The sequence below is a fragment of the Rhodoferax sp. genome (genome assembly GCF_023700745.1).
In the GTDB taxonomy this organism is placed as follows: Bacteria; Pseudomonadota; Gammaproteobacteria; order Burkholderiales; family Burkholderiaceae_C; genus Rhodoferax.
Window position 1 is genome coordinate 33071 of the sequence record NZ_JAMPYG010000004.1, and the last position, 15601, is coordinate 48671.

Annotated in this window: 15 protein-coding genes; 2 read left to right on the forward strand and 13 right to left on the reverse strand. The window is 60.8% G+C overall.

The features are described 5' to 3' along the window. Position 1: 1 nt before the first annotated feature. The 12 genes from NDJ10_RS05375 to NDJ10_RS05430 all read right to left on the reverse strand — a co-directional run bounded on the left by NDJ10_RS05375 (position 2) and on the right by NDJ10_RS05430 (position 12778). The gene (locus NDJ10_RS05375) at positions 2-1195 is read right to left on the reverse strand and encodes a M20 aminoacylase family protein (protein ID WP_296160160.1); all 1194 of its coding nucleotides are present in this window, start codon (positions 1193-1195) and stop codon (positions 2-4) included. A 12-nt stretch (positions 1196-1207) separates the two neighbouring features. Further along, complete coding sequence (locus tag NDJ10_RS05380; RefSeq protein ID WP_296160162.1) at positions 1208-2584, reverse strand: L-serine ammonia-lyase; 1377 nt, start codon at positions 2582-2584, stop codon at positions 1208-1210. 31 nt (positions 2585-2615) lie between these two features. Next, the gene (locus NDJ10_RS05385) at positions 2616-3254 is read right to left on the reverse strand and encodes a carbon monoxide dehydrogenase subunit G (RefSeq protein WP_296160163.1); all 639 of its coding nucleotides are present in this window, start codon (positions 3252-3254) and stop codon (positions 2616-2618) included. A gap of 3 nt (positions 3255-3257) precedes the next feature. Next, positions 3258-4136, reverse strand: a complete 879-nt coding sequence (locus tag NDJ10_RS05390; RefSeq protein WP_296160164.1) for an NAD(P)-dependent oxidoreductase — start codon at positions 4134-4136, stop codon at positions 3258-3260. Between the two features lie 3 nt (positions 4137-4139). After that, positions 4140-6512 (reverse strand): xanthine dehydrogenase family protein molybdopterin-binding subunit, encoded by a 2373-nt coding sequence (locus NDJ10_RS05395; protein WP_296160165.1) that lies wholly within the window; start codon positions 6510-6512, stop codon positions 4140-4142. After that, positions 6499-7011: a (2Fe-2S)-binding protein gene (locus NDJ10_RS05400; RefSeq protein ID WP_296160166.1), complete on the reverse strand. Its 513-nt coding sequence runs from the start codon at positions 7009-7011 to the stop codon at positions 6499-6501. Before NDJ10_RS05400 ends, NDJ10_RS05395 begins: the two co-directional genes overlap by 14 nt. Further along, positions 7008-7874, reverse strand: coding sequence for an FAD binding domain-containing protein (locus NDJ10_RS05405; RefSeq protein ID WP_296160167.1), 867 nt, complete (start codon positions 7872-7874; stop codon positions 7008-7010). Before NDJ10_RS05405 ends, NDJ10_RS05400 begins: the two co-directional genes overlap by 4 nt. Positions 7875-7883: 9 nt before the next feature. Continuing rightward, positions 7884-8981 carry an ABC transporter ATP-binding protein gene (locus NDJ10_RS05410; protein ID WP_296160168.1) on the reverse strand — a complete coding sequence of 366 codons (1098 nt, stop codon included), beginning with the start codon at positions 8979-8981 and terminating at the stop codon, positions 7884-7886. A gap of 12 nt (positions 8982-8993) precedes the next feature. Next, complete coding sequence (locus tag NDJ10_RS05415; protein ID WP_296160169.1) at positions 8994-9902, reverse strand: carbohydrate ABC transporter permease; 909 nt, start codon at positions 9900-9902, stop codon at positions 8994-8996. Positions 9903-9934: 32 nt separating this feature from the next. Further along, entirely contained in the window at positions 9935-10852 is a 918-nt protein-coding gene (locus tag NDJ10_RS05420; protein ID WP_296160170.1) for a sugar ABC transporter permease, read from the reverse strand. A 66-nt stretch (positions 10853-10918) separates the two neighbouring features. After that, positions 10919-12247: a sugar ABC transporter substrate-binding protein gene (locus NDJ10_RS05425; RefSeq protein WP_296160171.1), complete on the reverse strand. Its 1329-nt coding sequence runs from the start codon at positions 12245-12247 to the stop codon at positions 10919-10921. A gap of 231 nt (positions 12248-12478) precedes the next feature. Then, entirely contained in the window at positions 12479-12778 is a 300-nt protein-coding gene (locus NDJ10_RS05430; RefSeq protein ID WP_296160173.1) for an NIPSNAP family protein, read from the reverse strand. Positions 12779-13008: 230 nt separating this feature from the next. Between NDJ10_RS05430 and NDJ10_RS05435 the strand changes: the two genes are divergently transcribed. Beyond that, positions 13009-13614 carry a TetR/AcrR family transcriptional regulator gene (locus NDJ10_RS05435; protein ID WP_296160316.1) on the forward strand — a complete coding sequence of 202 codons (606 nt, stop codon included), beginning with the start codon at positions 13009-13011 and terminating at the stop codon, positions 13612-13614. 221 nt (positions 13615-13835) lie between these two features. Here the strand turns inward: NDJ10_RS05435 and NDJ10_RS05440 are convergent, their stop codons facing one another. Further along, positions 13836-14153, reverse strand: a complete 318-nt coding sequence (locus NDJ10_RS05440) for a DUF6172 family protein (protein ID WP_296160174.1) — start codon at positions 14151-14153, stop codon at positions 13836-13838. 174 nt (positions 14154-14327) lie between these two features. On the opposite strand from NDJ10_RS05440, the gene NDJ10_RS05445 reads away from it, so the two are divergent. Continuing rightward, on the forward strand, positions 14328-15581 hold the full coding sequence (locus NDJ10_RS05445) for a DEAD/DEAH box helicase (RefSeq protein WP_296160175.1): 1254 nt from the start codon (positions 14328-14330) through the stop codon (positions 15579-15581). Positions 15582-15601: the final 20 nt, after the last annotated feature.

A 15601-nucleotide genomic window follows, 5' to 3' on the forward strand; every position in this document is an offset into this window, starting at 1 on the left:
GTCACACGTCCTGCGCCAGCCATGCTTCTGCCAATCGAACCCAGTAGGTACCGCCCAGCGGTATCAAAGCATCATTGAAGTCATAACTCGGGTTGTGCAGCATGCAGGGACCGCCGCCATGGCCGATCTCACGGTGGCTGCCTTCGCCGTTGCCGATGAAGCAATAGGCCCCCGGTTTGGCCTGCAGCATGAAAGCAAAATCTTCAGCGCCCATGGTCGGCTCCTGCACCAGCACATTGGCCTCGCCCACAATGTCGATCATCACCTGACGGGCCAGGGCGGCGTCACGGGCCGAGTTGATGGTCGAGGGATACTTGCGCACGAATTCAAATTCGCAGCTGGCCCCAAATGCCGCGCAGGTGTGTTCGGCCACCTCCTGCATGCGCCGTTCAATCAAATCGAGGACTTCCGGTGTGAAGGTGCGCACCGTGCCCTGCAGTTCGCAGCTGTCCGGGATCACGTTTTTGGCTTGGCCGGCATGGATCATGGTGACCGAGATGACACCGGCGTCAATCGGCTTCTTGTTGCGGCTGATGATGGTCTGGAAGGCCTGCACCATCTGGCAGGCGACGGGCACCGGATCGAGCCCGTTGTGTGGCAAGGCCGCATGCCCGCCCTTGCCACGGATGGTGATCTTGAACTCGCTACTGGATGCCATCACCGGTCCCGGGCTGGCGGCAAAGCTGCCAACCGGCATACCCGGCCAGTTGTGCATGGCAAACACCGCCTGCATCGGAAACTTCTCGAACAGGCCGTCGCGCACCATCTCGCGCGCTCCGCCGCCACTTTCTTCGGCCGGCTGAAAAACAAGGTACACCGTGCCATCGAAATTGCGGTGCTGCGCCAGGTACTGGGCCGCTGCCAGCAGCATCGCGACATGACCGTCATGGCCGCAGGCGTGCATTTTTCCGTCATGCTGGCTGGCATGCGCAAAGGTATTGGACTCCTGCATGGGCAGCGCGTCCATGTCGGCGCGCAAGCCGATGACCCGCTGCGAGCTGCCGTTTTTGACCATGCCGACCACACCGGTTCCGCCCAGGCCGCGATGCACCTGGATGCCCCACTCGGTCAACTTCCGGGCCACCAGATCGGCGGTACGAATTTCCTCAAAACCCAACTCGGGATGGGAGTGGATCTCGCGCCGGGCCACGGCAAGGGTCGCCGCCTGGGCAGCGATGAATTCAATGACTTTCATGTCGATTCCTGTTCAGCATTCAACAATATTGACCGCCAGCCCGCCGCGTGCGGTTTCCTTGTATTTGGTTTTCATGTCCGCACCAGTCTCGCGCATGGTTTTGATCACCTTGTCCAGGCTCACCACGTGCTGGCCGTCGCCCTGCAGCGCCATGCGTGCCGCATTGAGTGCCTTGACCGCCCCCATGGCGTTGCGCTCAATACACGGCACCTGGACCAGGCCGCCGACGGGGTCACAGGTCAGCCCCAGGTTGTGCTCCATGCCAATCTCGGCGGCGTTTTCGATTTGCCCTGGGCTGCCCCCCATCACCGCCGCCAAGCCAGCCGCAGCCATGGAACAGGCCACCCCGACCTCGCCCTGGCAGCCGACTTCGGCGCCTGAAATCGAGGCATTGAGCTTGTAGAGAATACCGATGGCCGCTGCGGTCATCAGGAACTCCATAACGCCCTCGTCGGTCGCATTGGTGATGAATTTGTCGTAGTAATGCAGCACGGCCGGGATCACTCCTGCCGCACCGTTGGTCGGCGCCGTGACCACGCGTCCACCGGCGGCGTTCTCTTCGTTCACGGCGAAGGCATAGACGTTGACCCAGTCCAGCACCGACAGCGGGTCACTCAGCACCCGTTCCGCGCGGGCCCGCAGTTGTGCCGCCAGCACCGGCGCCCGGCGCTGCACCCGGAACGGGCCCGGCAGCGTGCCCTCGTGCGTCAGGCCCCGCTGCACGCACTCGCGCATGGTGCGCCAGAGCGCCAGCAACTGGCAGCGGATTTCATCATCGTTGCGCCAGGTGCGCTCGTTCGCCCACATGACCTCGCTGATCGTCAAGCCCTGGCGCTGGCACACGGCCAGCAGTTCGTCACCCGAGGTGAAAGGATAAGGCACCTGCTGGTAGGCCGTCAGCACCTGATCATTGCAGGCGCCCACCGTGACGACAAAACCGCCGCCCACGGACAGGTACTTGCTTTGACGTAGCAGGCCGCCTGCCGCATCAAAGGCGCTGAATTGCATGCCGTTGGGATGCTCGGCCAGCGCTTCGCGCCGGTACATCAGTAAGTGTTCCTTCTCGCAAAACACGATCGGCTGACGCGCCAGCAAGGCCAGCGTCTGCTGTGCACGCACGGCCTTGATGAGACCGGGTACCGCATCGACGTCAACCGACTCCGGCGTCTGGCCCATCAGGCCGAGCATGATGCCGATGTCGGAGCCGTGGCCTTTGCCGGTCGCACCCAACGAGCCATACAACTCGGCCTTGACGCTGGCGGCCTGATCGAGCAGCCCCTCTTTCTCCAGCGACAGCGCGAACATGGCGGCCGCGCGCATCGGGCCTACCGTGTGCGAGCTGCTGGGGCCGATGCCCACCTTGAACAAATCAAAGACTGATATAGCCATGCGGTCCCAACAGGATGTGTAATACCGACGCTCAGGGCAAGCGTGCGAAGCAATAGCCCAGCGCAATGCCGAGACCGCAGGCAAACACCACCAGCCAGGCCGGCACCGGCGCGCCCAGCGAGCTGAATAATCTGGCAGGAGCAGCTGCGACCGGCATTATCGCGCCGGGCACCGGCGTCGCTGGCGCGGCTGCTGGCGTTGACACCACCGCTTCTTTCACGCCCGTGCCGCCCAGCTGGCGGGCAAAGGCGGCAAAAAAGTCATCTGCATTTTTTTTCGCCACAGTCTGCACCAGACGGCTGCCAACACTGGCCAGCTTGCCACCGATTTCGGCGCTGGCCAGATACTTGAGTACGGTCTGGTTCTGATCTTCGCTCAACGCGACCTTCGCCGCCATCTTGGCAAAACCGGCCGCGCCACCCTGCCCCTGCCCCGTCAGGGTGTAGCCATTGGGCGCATCGAGGTCGCTGAGCACCACATTGCCTTTGAAAGTCGCCGAAATCGGGCCCACGGTGGCCACCACGGTGGCAAACATTTCGGTATCCGACAATTTCTCAAGTTGCTTGCAACCAACGATACACGCTTGAAGCACCGCGGGATCATTGAGCGCGTCCCAGACCTGTTGCTGCCGGGCAGGGATGCGGTATTCCCCGGAGAATTCCATCGCCATGTTTTATGCCTCGTAGTGTTTGAACAGCGCCTGGGTACCGAGCCGGCCGTGGCCTTGCTGCGCCAGTTCCTCATACAGCCGGCGTGCCAATGCCAGCGCCGGCAGGTCCAGCTGCATGCGCTGGGCTTCAGCCAGGGCAATGCCCAGATCCTTGATGAAGTGTTCAATGTAGAAACCCGGGGCGAAGTCACCATTGATGATTTTCTGCCCCATCACGGTCAGTTGGAACCCCGACGCGGCGCCACCGCCAATGGATTTGAGCACGGTCGGCAGGTCCAGCCCGGCAGCCTTGCCGTAGGCCAGCCCTTCGCACACGCCCATGATGGTGGCAGCAATCACAATCTGGTTGCACATCTTGGTATGCTGTCCAGCACCAGGGCCGCCCTGCAGCACAATGTTGGGGCCCAGCAATTGCAGTATCGGCAGGGCGGCATCGAACGCCGCCTGCGCACCGCCCACCATGATGGCGAGTTTGGCGTCGCGTGCACCAATGTCGCCACCGGAAACCGGCGCGTCCAGCGCGCTGCAGCCCTGCTCGGCAGCCGCCTTGGCAATACGTTGCGCCAGCTCGGGGCTGGAGGTTGTCATGTCGATCAGCAAGGCCCCGCGCGCCCGCGCCACAATGCCGTTGTCGCCGAGATAGACCTGCTCCACGTCATGCGGATAACCGACGATGGTGATGATCACGTCGGCGTTGGCTGCCAGCTCGCCCGGGCTGTCGCACCAGACAGCACCACGCGCCAGCAAGGTCTCTGCCTTGTCGCGTGACCGGTTGTAGACACGCAGCGGATAACCCGCCTGCAGGATGTGCCCGGCCATGCTCTGGCCCATATTGCCCAATCCGATAAAGCCCACGCGGGGTTTGTTTTTGCTATCAGTCATTTGTCATACCTTGTTGATGAATACGGTTTTTTCGCGCAGCAGATCGCGCAAATACATTGGGGTCAGCGGCTGCTGGTCGGCCACCACGTCGAAAGGTGCGAGCGCATCATTGACGGCGTTGGTCAGCGCCCCGATGGCGCCCATCACGCCGCCCTCGGCCATGCCCTTGATGCCCGCCGGCGTCGCCCGGTTCGGCGTGTGCATCGGAATGAGCTCGAAATGGGGCAGTTCACAGGCCGTGGCCACCAGGTAATCGGCCAGGGTCCCCGAGAGGTTCTGTCCGGCTGCGTCGTACCGCACCTGCTCGAACAATGCACCGGACAAGCCCATGGCAATCGCCCCGTGCTGCTGCCCCTCCACCACCACCGGGCTCAGCACCGTGCCGCAATCCTCCGCCACCACATAACGGACAAAACGGATGGCCCCGGTGGCGACCTGCACCTCCAATTCGCACACATGCGTGGAATTGGAATAGGTCATGGGCGGTGGCTCATAGGTCTTGTGAAACTCCAGCCCGGGAGCCATCCCGGCGGGCAAGGCCAAGGGGTCCAGATAGGCCGTGCGCGCGACATCGGCCAAACCCACGCCGGTGGCGGTCCAGACGCCGTCGCAGATCTTCTCGACGCAGCCATCCTGCAAGCGCAGCGCGACGCTGTCGCCCAGGTCCAGCAGCCTGGCTGCAATCGCCAGCACCTTGACCTGCGCCTCCTGGGCACACAAATACAGCGTGCCACCGCCAGCCGTACCGCCGCGGGCGCCCCGGCTACCCATGCCGTAGGGGGCGATGTCGGTATGGCCGATATGCAAATGCACCTGCTGCGGCAAAATACCCAGGCCTTCGGCCACGGCATGGGCCAACGAGGTTTCATAGCCCTGGCCCGTGGCGCCCAGGCCCACCGAGGCATTCACCGCGCCCGAGGGCTCAATGCGCAGCCAGGCCGCTTCATGCCCCGACCCCGCAATGCCGGCGGCTTTGTAAAAACGGGAGCCATAGGTGGTGGACTCGACCACCGTGCAAATGCCCAGACCCAGATAAACCCCTTGGGCGCGCGCCTGCTGCTGGCGCTGGCGAAAATTCTCGTAATCGATGGCGGCGAGCGCCCCTTCCAGGGTTTCGCGCGGGGTGATGTCGGCCAATACCTCGCCGGTCGCCATGGTGTACGGAAAATCCTGTGGCTGCAGCATGTTGAGCCGCCGCACGGCCACCGGATCCAGCTGAAGTTCGCGCGCAATCGCGTCCATCGTGCCGTCCATTACCCAGCTCGTGATGGCCATGGGCGCGCGCATCGGGCCATTGCCGACCTTGTTGCTCAACACCACCTTGACGTCGTAACTGTAGTCCTGCACCTTGTAGGGGCCGGTGAGGATCATGGCCACCACGCGGGCCAGATAGTTGCCCGGATAAAAACTGTAGGCGCCAAAGTCCTCCACGATCTCCAGCTCCAGGCCGAGCAGGCGGCCGTCGGCGCTGACCGCGGCACGGGTCCGGCAGAAGTCTTCTCGCGCCTGTGAAGAGGCCAACAGGTTCTCCAGCCGGTCCTCGCGCCAGCGCACCGGCCGCTTCAGCTGACGCGCCAGCGCAGCCACCGTCAACTCTTCACGGTACAGAGCGATTTTCTGGCCGAAGCCGCCTCCCACATCCGGCGAAATGACACTGACTTGGGATTCCGACAGGCGCAATCGGCTGGCCAAGGTGGTACGGTAAGGATGCGGTACCTGGGTTCCGACGTGGAAGGTCAGATGCTGGCGCCCGTCATCCCACACCGCGATGCAGCCGCGCGTCTCAATCGGCAAATGGGTCTGCCGGTGCTGGGAAAAAGTGCTCTCGATCACCCGGTAGGCCTCGCGCTTGCGCGCTGCGACATCACCGTGGTCCGCATGCTGATGCGACAACAGGTTGGAGCTCAGACTGTCATCCACCCGGGGAGCCTCCGGCGTCAGCGCCTGCCACATGGTGCTGACCGCAGGCAGCACGTCGTAATTCACCAGCACCTGCTCGGCAGCGTCTTCTGCCAGATAACGGTCGGTCGCCAGCACGCAGACCACCGGATCGCCCTGAAAGCGCACTTTGTCGATGGGCAGGGTGTCCATCTCCATCGGCTGCAGCCCCGCGATGGGCGGCGCCATGCGCTGACGCGTGGTCCACTGCGCCAGATCTTGCCCCGTGAACACCGCCACCACACCGGGCATCTCACGCGCCGGGCTGGCGTTGATGGCAACGATGCGGGCATGGGCATGGGGTGAACGCACAAAGCAGGCATGCAGGGCGCCCGGTATGTCGATGTCGTCCACGAAGCGGCCCTGCCCGGTCAGCAGCCGGTAGTCTTCCTTGCGCGGAAGGTGCTGGCCGATGTGACGAAATTCAGGCTGCGACATGGTCCGCATTCCTTCTCATCTGGGCCGCCGCCATCTGGATGGCCTTCACAATATTCTGGTAGCCGGTACAGCGGCACAGGTTGCCCGACAGCACATCACGAATCTCTTCTTCGCTTGGTACCGGATTGATTTTGAGAAAGGCCTCGAAGGTCATCACGATGCCGGGCGTGCAAAAGCCGCACTGCAAGCCATGGACCTCGTGCAGCGCCTGCTGCAACGGTGACAAGGCGCCGTTGACGGCCACCGACTCGATCGTCGACACCTCATGCCCCTCCATCTGGATGGCGTAGGTCAGACAAGAGCGCACCGGCTTGCCATCCACCAGCACGGTGCAGGCGCCACACACACCATGCTCGCAGCCGACATGGGTGCCGGTCAAACGGCAGTCCTCGCGCAGTGCATCTGCCAACAGCTTGCGGGGTTCAACCCACAGTTCGTGGTTTTCACCATTCACCGTCAGCGTGATCGCTCGTTTCTCCACATGACTCATTTGATTCATCCTTTGGCGCGACCCAAGGCGCGCTCCAATGCCTGTTGCACCAGCTTTTCGGTCAATTCCTTGCGGTACACCGCCGTGACGCCCGCGTCGTCTTCGGGCGCCACGGCGGCACGCACCACGCGCGCCACGTCCGCCGCCCAGGCCGCATTGGCAAGCTGACCGAGCAACGGGCGCACCGTGTCATCGCACGACCGCGGGATGGCACTCACGCCGCTCAGGCCCAGGCGCACGCGCACGACGCGCTCGTCCTGCAGTGCCACCGTGGCGGCCACCGCGACGATCGCGTAGTCACCATGACGGCGATTGAACAACTCGAAAGACGTCCCCTCATTCCCGCTGAGCGTCGGAAAGTGCACGCAACGGATGATTTCATCCGGCGCCAGCGCCGTCGTCATGGCGGACTGGAAAAAGGCCTGGGTCGGCACACGGCGCGACCCGCCCTGGCGTGCGATCTCGATTTCCGCGCCCAGCGTCATCGCAATCAGGGGAAACTGCGCGGCCGGGTCGGCATGCGCCAGACTCCCGCCGAGGGTGCCGCGCTGGCGAATCGCATAGTGACCAATGGTTTTTGCCGCTTGCCCGAGCAAGGGGCAGCGGGATTGCACCAGCGCGGAGCCGGCAATCTGCTCATGTCGGGTCAGCGCGCCAATACTCAGAAAAGCGCCACCTTCGCGGATGTAGGCGAGCTCCGTCAAGTCATTCAGGTCAATGAGCGCCGACGGCATCGCCAGCCGCATGTTCAACATGGGCCCCAGGCTCTGGCCACCGGCAATCACCTTGGCATGGTCACCGCCAGCCGCCAGTTGTTGCAGCGCTTCTTCGAGCGAGCTGGGGCGCAGGTAGTCAAATGCAGCGGGTTTCACAAACGCGTCCTACCAGACCAGGCTCTGGCTGTCCTGCTTGTCGAACAAGTGCAGGCGGTTCAGGTTCACGCGCAGGACGGCGTTTTCGCCGTCCTTGTGCTGGCCTTCCTTGCCGACGCGGAAGAACAACTTGGTTCCCTCCACTTCCACTTCCAGGAACTGGTCGGACCCGACCGGCAGCACCGAGAGGATGCGGCCCTGCAGGCAATCCCCGGCTGATTCGCCGCTGTGCGATGTCACGTCCTCGGCGCGAATACCGAGCACCACGTCGCGCCCGGCCTGACCGCTGACCCGCTCGGCAACGTGTGGCGGCAGCATCAGCGTCAGCTGGCCACGCCGGAACACCATCTGTCCTCCCTCCATGGCCAGGGTGCCGTCCATGAAATTGATCGGCGGATTGCCCAGGAACGAAGCCACGAACATGTTGCGCGGGCGCTCGTAAATGTCGTCCGGCTTGCCAATCTGCTGCACCACGCCGCTGCGCATCACCACAATGCGGTCGGCCAGCGTCAGTGCTTCGGCCTGATCGTGCGTGACGTAGACAAACGTGGTCTGCATGGCCTGATGCAACTGCTTGATCTCGGCCCGCATGGAAATACGCAGCGTCGCATCCAGGTTCGACAGCGGCTCGTCCATCAAAAAGACCGCAGGTTGCCGCACCATGGCCCGCCCCAGTGCCACGCGCTGGCGCTGGCCGCCTGACAACTGGTCCGGGCGCCGCTCCAGCAGCGGCTCGATCTCGAGCCGGCGTGCCGCATCGCGCACGCGGCGATCCACTTCATCCTTGGGATGTTTGCGCATGCGCAGGCCAAACGCGATGTTCTCGTACACCGTCTTGTTCGGGTACAGCGCGTAGCTCTGAAACACCATCGCCACATCGCGCTTGTGCGGCGGGACGATGTTCATCACCTCGTTGTCGAAATACAGATTTCCCTCGGTCACATCTTCCAGCCCCGCAATCATGTTCAGGGTGGTCGACTTGCCGCAACCGGAGGGGCCGAGCAACACCAGGAATTCCTTGTCGGCGATGTCGAGGTTGAGATTTTCCAGTGCGACGAACCCATTGGGATAATGTTTACCGACGCTTTCAAATTTGATCCGGGCCACGTATTTACTCCTTTAACCTTTGACTGCACCGGCGGTCAGGCCGGAGACGATATAGCGCTCAAACATGATGGCCACCACCACCGGCGGAACAATGGCCAGCACGCCAGCGGCATTGATGAACGAAAAGCTGATGTTGAAATCCGATGTGAACGAAGCCACCACGATGGGCATGGTTTGCGATGCCAGGGTCTGGGTGAACATCAGCGCCAGCAAAAACTCATTCCAGCTGGTGAGGAAGGTGAAAAGAACCACCGCCACCAGGGATGGCAGGGCCAGTGGCAGGTACACCAGCGTCAAGGTCTGGAAGCGTGAGCAGCCATCCACCCGCGCCGCCTTGTCCAGGTCATCCGGCAGCGACTCGAAGTAGCCGGTCAGAATGAAAGTGCTGAACGGCACCGTGATGGCCAGGTAGGTGATGATGAGCGACAGCTTGCTGTCGAGCAAGCCGAGCTGCTGCACGAACAGGAAGAACGGCACCACCAGCGCAATGTCCGGGATCACACGGGTGGTGAGCATGAAGTAGATCGAACTGTCCCGCCCGATGAAACGGATCTTGGCCAGCGCATAGGCCGCCGGCACACTGACCAGCAGGTTCAGGATCACCACCGCCACCGCCACCACCAGGCTGTTCCACATGGACGGGAGCAGATTTTTGGCCGTGGAAGGAATGAAGCCTCCCGTTGCGGTATCCCCCTCCTTGCGATTTTCATAGGTCACCACCTTGTCCTTGGCGGTGAAGATCGTCGCAAAATTTTCAAGCGTGGGATGATCGGGTATCCAGTGCGGTGGCACCGAAGTGATCTCTGCCTCCGACTGAAATGACGATGAGACCAGCCAGCCGATCGGCGCCAGCACATACAGGGCAAAGAGCAGCGAGGCAAAAAAGAGCAGCGCCCGTCTGCCAAGGTGGGGGATTTTCATAGGTTGCATGGAACTCGGGTTGCAATGTCCGGCTAGAGCTTGCGGCTCGTGCTTCGGATGATGAAAAAGGCCAGCGTGAAGGTGACGATCGCCATGATGTAGGCGAGCGCCGCCCCGGTACCAAACGCAAGCTTGCGAAAGGTTTCCACGTAAACCTGCCAAGCGACCACGTGCGATGCATCGGCCGGTCCGCCTTCGGTCAGAATGAAAAACAGATCGAAATGCCGTATGGCCATCATCGTTTCATAAATCATGACCAAGGCAAAGCCCGGCGTCAGCGCCGGCAGGGTAATGTGAATGAAGCGCTGCCACACATTGGCGCCATCGACTTTGGCGGCGCTGTACAAGTCAGCGCGAATCGATTTGAGCGTCACCAGCAACAGAATGGTGGCCAGTGGCACCTCTTTCCAGACAAAAGAGTTGGTGATGAGCAACATGGTCTTCTCGACGTCCCCGAGCATCACCAGGTACTTGTCGATCAGACCGAGCTGAAACAGGAGACCATTGAGGGCGCCGTAGCCGGAGTCGTAAATCCATTTCCACATGAGCCCGTTGGCCACATAGGGAATCGCCCAGGGAATCAACAAAATGGCCGACAGAATGCGGCGGCCCCGGAATTCCTCGTTGAGCAGCAAGGCCATCAGCATCGCGATCAACATGATGGCCGTCACCGACATCAGGGTAAAGCTTGTGCTGCGCCCAACCGAATCCCAAAACATCTGATCCTGAAAGATGTTGGCATAGTTGTCGAACCAGACGAAGGGCGCACGGTGCGGGCGCGTCAGCTTGAGGTCGAAAAGGCTGATCCAGAACGAATACAGGATCGGAAAAACCGCCACGGCAGTCAGGATGACCATCATGGGTGCGAGAAAAAGCATGGCACTTTTCTGGTCATACGCACTGACCGGGGTGCCGATCAACCGGCGTAGCCCCTTGCTTTTGTTGCTCATCTAATTGCCTCTTTCAGGATGCACATCCGGGGGCGTTGTGAGTCCCCCCCCGGAATCGCCATATGCTCAGGACTGCTTGCGCAGGTCGTTCCAGGCCTGGGCCGACTTCTTCAGCGCGTCAGCCGGCGTGATCTTGCCGATGACGGCCGACTGCCAGGCGGAGCCGTTGATTTCGTCCCACTCGCCAAACCAACGCGTGATGACGTCCTTTTTGCGAGCGAACTGTTGCTGCTTTTCGAACATGGCTATATCGGAGTATTTTGCGTAGGAGGCTTGGACTTCAGGGTCCTTGAACAAGTCCTTCACCGCAAAACCGGAGCCAATGTCGGTAAAGAGCATTTTCTGGAACCGGTATTGACCCTCGGCCTTGCCGCCAAACCATTCGATCAGCTTGGCCGCATTGGCGGCACGCGTTTTATCGGCGGCAGCCTGCGCCGTCATGCCGTGAAAACGCATCCATCCCACGGTGGCATGAGATCCGCCGACGCCAGCCGGCATCAGCGCCTGCTTGACATGCCCGGCAATCTGCGACTGCTTGGGATCGTTGAGGGTGCGGATGCGGTAGCGGCTCAGCAGGGCAAACGCGTGGTTGCCGGAGCTGAATGACTTCAGGCCGTTGAGCTCGCCGGTTTCAACGCAGGCAGGCGAAATGATCTTGTACTTGTTGACGGCATCGACGATCCATTGCAAGGCCTGCACGGCACCTTTTTTCGGATCGCTCATGATGGCCGCGCCGCTGGCGTCGGTAAACCCACCACCATTGGAATACACCATGGCGGTCAGGAATTCGATCAGCCAGCTCTCACGCGCCATGGGCAACATCATGGGGTACTCGGAGATGCCGGCCGCCTTGATCTTGAGTGATTGCTGAACCAGCTCGTCCCAGGTCGTTGGTGGCGCCTTGATGCCGGCCTTTTTCAGCTTTTCCTCGTCATAGAAGAACGCCATATAGTCGGTGTAATAGCTCAAGCCATACTGCTTGCCTTTGTATTGCATCGACTGCGTGCTGAAGTCGTCTGCCTCTGCGTTGTATTTCATCAACTCGGGAAAATTGTTGATTGGGGCCAACCAACCCGCGTCCGCCCATTCAGGCAGCCAACTGTCGGAAACCCATAAAACGTCCAGCGGCGCCTTGCCCACAAACTTGGTCACCATGGTGTCGCGGTACTGCGCCCAAGGCGCATTGTTGTAGTTGACCTTGATGCCGGTCTTGGCCTCGAACGCCCCCAGGTGACTCTTGACGGTATCCACCGCAGCCGACCACGTGTAAAAGTTCAGCGGCGCAGTCTGCGCATGACCGGGCAGCGACAACAACCCGGATCCAGCCACGCCAGCCGAGGCAGTCATCTTTAGAAAATCACGACGACTCGAACCTTCTGTCCATATATTGCTCATATTTCCTTCTCCTATGTTGATGGCCACAGCACGCCAAATGGCTGCTTGTTATCGATCAGATTGACGCCCACCGTCAGACTGAACCGAGTTCATTGTTACGCCAATTTTTTATATCGTCAATTGACGATAACCCTAACGTGCTTGCACAAATATTCGGCAAATCAGACCAAGCATTTTGCGTGCCAGGGTTGATGCACCCTGCCGGTGCAGACAAGCCTGACCCGGTCTGCCTCACTGGATCGGCGAAAAACCCACGGGATTAAGAAACACGCTTTCCTGATGCACAAGATAGGGCAGGATCGAGGGCACAAAGGCCGTCCACTCGGCGTCTTGAGCCATCTTGGTGCGCTGGGCGCTGCGGTGCGCAAAATCATCGTAAGCCCAGAGGAAAACAACAGAATTCAGCACCCCGGATTCCTTGGTCCAGCAGCCGATTAATCTGGCATAACGGGTGATGATGTGCAAGCCATTGGCCTGGTAAATTTTCAGAAACTCAGGTGCTTTTCCAGCCTGAATCTGATACGTACGCATTTCTAGAATCATGATTTTTCCCCATATATAAATGGTTTGGAATACCCGAAGGCACGCCATAAAGTAGTTTCATTTCACTCATCGTCAACTGAAGATTTATTTTGCCATTAAAGTAGAACCCTTTTCAATTTAAACGTCACATGCGCGCCAAATCAGATCATCTAACGACCCTGCGTCAAAAGTCCGCAAATAGCGCTCCCACACGAAAGGGCAGGCGCGTCACCGTGCGCATGCCTGCAGCAGAACGTCGTGAACAGATCCTGAAAAAAGCCTTCGAGTTCTTCTCGGAATATGGTCTGACCGCACAAACACGCGCACTGGCCGAGTCCTGCGGGGTATCGCAAAGGCTTCTCTACAGCATCTTTCCCAACAAATCGGCATTGATCAATGCCGTATACGAAACCGCCATTGCCGGCGTCTTCAAGGCTGTATGGTTTGTACAGCTCCAGGACAGAAGCAAGCCCATCGAACAGCGTCTCAAGGATTTTTATTGCGAGTATTACGATACCGTCCTGACGCGTAGCTGGATGCGATTGTTTTTGTATGCATCACTGGCGGAAGTTGAAATGGCGCCAACCTATATTGGGTCCATCATCAAGCACTTGCTCGACATCGTGATGAAAGAGGCACTTGACGAGGCCGGCCTGCAAAGTCCAATCGATCAAGCCCAGGCCCAGGAAATCTGCTGGATTTTGCATGGCGCAGTGTCCCATCTGGCGATACGCCGACACATTTACCGGGACCAGACGGCCTTGAACGTCGAGAAGGTGATTGAACTGCAAATCAAATCATTTCTGGCAGGTCTGAAAAGTATTTTGCCAGCCAACGCGACCTGAAATCCGTGCCATTGACCGGATGAGCGCACCGTGGGTTGCAACTTCTGCAACATGGACGCGGGCAGTGACTACATCAAAACCCAGGCGGCGGCATAGGCCGCACGGGACAGATTCGACCAATCGCAGCATCCACGAGACGAAAAAATCTTTGTGGATCAGGGTATATGCTTAGTTTGGTCACCTGAAAGCCGCATCGGCAACAGCCTTTGCGGCTTTTTCATTTACTGCAGGGCGGCACCTGTTGACTCGGCGCCGGTACGAGGCATGCGGTGCCCTGGTTTGGCCAGCAGTTCCAGGTAAAACGCATCGCCACCCTCCTTGACCACTGCATCGATCAGAGCCGTCAGGGTGGCAAGGTGAACCCCCTGCGCATTCTCTGCGGTGGTGCCAAATTTACAGTCAAAGTCCCAGAAGTCGACGCCTTCGGGCAGCGCCTTGCGGCGCTCGCGCTTGATGTACTGGCGGATTTCATGCTTGGTGGCGTCCAGCACGCGGTCGCGGTTTTTGCCTTCGATGTTGAGTTGGAATGTTTTTTTCATGCTGTCCTTTGAAGCGATAGTTGGCGGCCTGCCAAGGCTGCCATGCGTGGGGGTGATTATGCGTCCAGCCCCATCACCGCCGCCCGCCAGCACCGGCCGGTGCGAAACACGTAAACTGCCCCACTACGTCGCTATTCCTGCTTGCCGCTCCTGCCCTCACTTCAGACCACGTTTATGTCCTTTTCCACACTTGGATTGTCCAGCCCGCTGTCTGAAGCTGTCAGCAGCCTGGGTTTTGACACCCCCACGCCCATCCAGCTCGGCGCCATCGGGCCGGCACTGCAGGGCCGCGACCTGCTGGGCTGCGCGCACACCGGCTCGGGCAAAACGCTGGCCTTTGCCCTGCCCTTGCTGCAAACCCTGTCGGGTTCGCCCGGCCGCCAGGCCCAGGCGCTGGTGCTGGTGCCCACGCGCGAACTGGCGACCCAGGTGGGCGACACGATTCGTACCCTGGCACAACACCTGCCGCGGCCACCCAGGGTCAGCGTGGTGTTTGGCGGCGTCTCGATCAACCCGCAAATGATGGGCTTGCGCGGCGGCACCGAGGTACTGGTGGCGACACCGGGGCGGCTGCTGGACCTGGTGGCGCACAACGCGGTCAAGCTCTCGGGGGTGCAGCTGCTGGTGCTTGACGAGGCCGACCGCCTGCTTGACCTGGGTTTTGCCGAAGAATTGAACCAGTTGCTGGCGCTCCTGCCTGCGAAACGCCAGAGCCTGTTTTTCTCGGCCACTTTCGCGCCAGCGGTGCAGACGCTGGCCAACACCCTGCTGCACGACCCGGTGCGCGTGGACGTGCGTCCCGACGCCGCGCCACCGCTGGAGATCGTGCAGCGCGCGATTGCCGTCGACACACCCAGGCGCACCCAGTTGCTGCGCCACCTGATCCAGCAGAACGCCTGGTCACGGGTGCTGGTCTTTGTGGCCACCAAATTTGCCGCCGAGATTGTGGCCGACAAGCTGCGCAAGGTCGGTGTGACGGCCGAGCCCTTTCACGGCGAACTGAGCCAGGGCAAACGCACCCAGGTGCTGACCGATTTCAAGGCAGAACGCCTGGCCGTGGTGGTGGCCACCGATGTGGCGGCGCGCGGCCTGGACATTGCGGGCTTGCCGGTGGTGCTGAACTTTGACTTGCCGCGCTCGGCCAACGACTACACCCACCGTGTCGGCCGCACCGGCCGCGCTGGCGAACCGGGCCTGGCGGTAAGCTTTGTCAGTGCCGCCACGCTGCCGCACTGGCGGTTGATCGCCAAACGACAGCGGCTGGCGCTTGAACTGGAAAGCATCCCCGGTTTTGAAGCCCTTGAGACCGCCCCGCCAGCCTCAAACCTTCCCGACGCTCCCAGCAACGGCGGCGTCAAGGGCCTGCGCCCGAGCAAAAAAGACAAGCTGCGCGCACTGGCGTCAAACAGCAAAACGCCTGTGCCTTAAAATCGCGGCTTCTTTCACAG

Coding starts and splice junctions, on each gene's coding strand:
- NDJ10_RS05400 (WP_296160166.1), bottom strand. CDS start 7,011: ATGAATCAAATGAGTCATGTGGAGAAACGAGCGATCACGCTGACGGTG.
- NDJ10_RS05385 (WP_296160163.1), bottom strand. CDS start 3,254: ATGGCGATGGAATTCTCCGGGGAATACCGCATCCCTGCCCGGCAGCAA.
- NDJ10_RS05415 (WP_296160169.1), bottom strand. CDS start 9,902: ATGAAAATCCCCCACCTTGGCAGACGGGCGCTGCTCTTTTTTGCCTCG.
- NDJ10_RS05420 (WP_296160170.1), bottom strand. CDS start 10,852: ATGAGCAACAAAAGCAAGGGGCTACGCCGGTTGATCGGCACCCCGGTC.
- NDJ10_RS05390 (WP_296160164.1), bottom strand. CDS start 4,136: ATGACTGATAGCAAAAACAAACCCCGCGTGGGCTTTATCGGATTGGGC.
- NDJ10_RS05375 (WP_296160160.1), bottom strand. CDS start 1,195: ATGAAAGTCATTGAATTCATCGCTGCCCAGGCGGCGACCCTTGCCGTG.
- NDJ10_RS05445 (WP_296160175.1), top strand. CDS start 14,328: ATGTCCTTTTCCACACTTGGATTGTCCAGCCCGCTGTCTGAAGCTGTC.
- NDJ10_RS05425 (WP_296160171.1), bottom strand. CDS start 12,247: ATGAGCAATATATGGACAGAAGGTTCGAGTCGTCGTGATTTTCTAAAG.
- NDJ10_RS05440 (WP_296160174.1), bottom strand. CDS start 14,153: ATGAAAAAAACATTCCAACTCAACATCGAAGGCAAAAACCGCGACCGC.
- NDJ10_RS05430 (WP_296160173.1), bottom strand. CDS start 12,778: ATGCGTACGTATCAGATTCAGGCTGGAAAAGCACCTGAGTTTCTGAAA.
- NDJ10_RS05435 (WP_296160316.1), top strand. CDS start 13,009: ATGCCTGCAGCAGAACGTCGTGAACAGATCCTGAAAAAAGCCTTCGAG.
- NDJ10_RS05380 (WP_296160162.1), bottom strand. CDS start 2,584: ATGGCTATATCAGTCTTTGATTTGTTCAAGGTGGGCATCGGCCCCAGC.
- NDJ10_RS05395 (WP_296160165.1), bottom strand. CDS start 6,512: ATGTCGCAGCCTGAATTTCGTCACATCGGCCAGCACCTTCCGCGCAAG.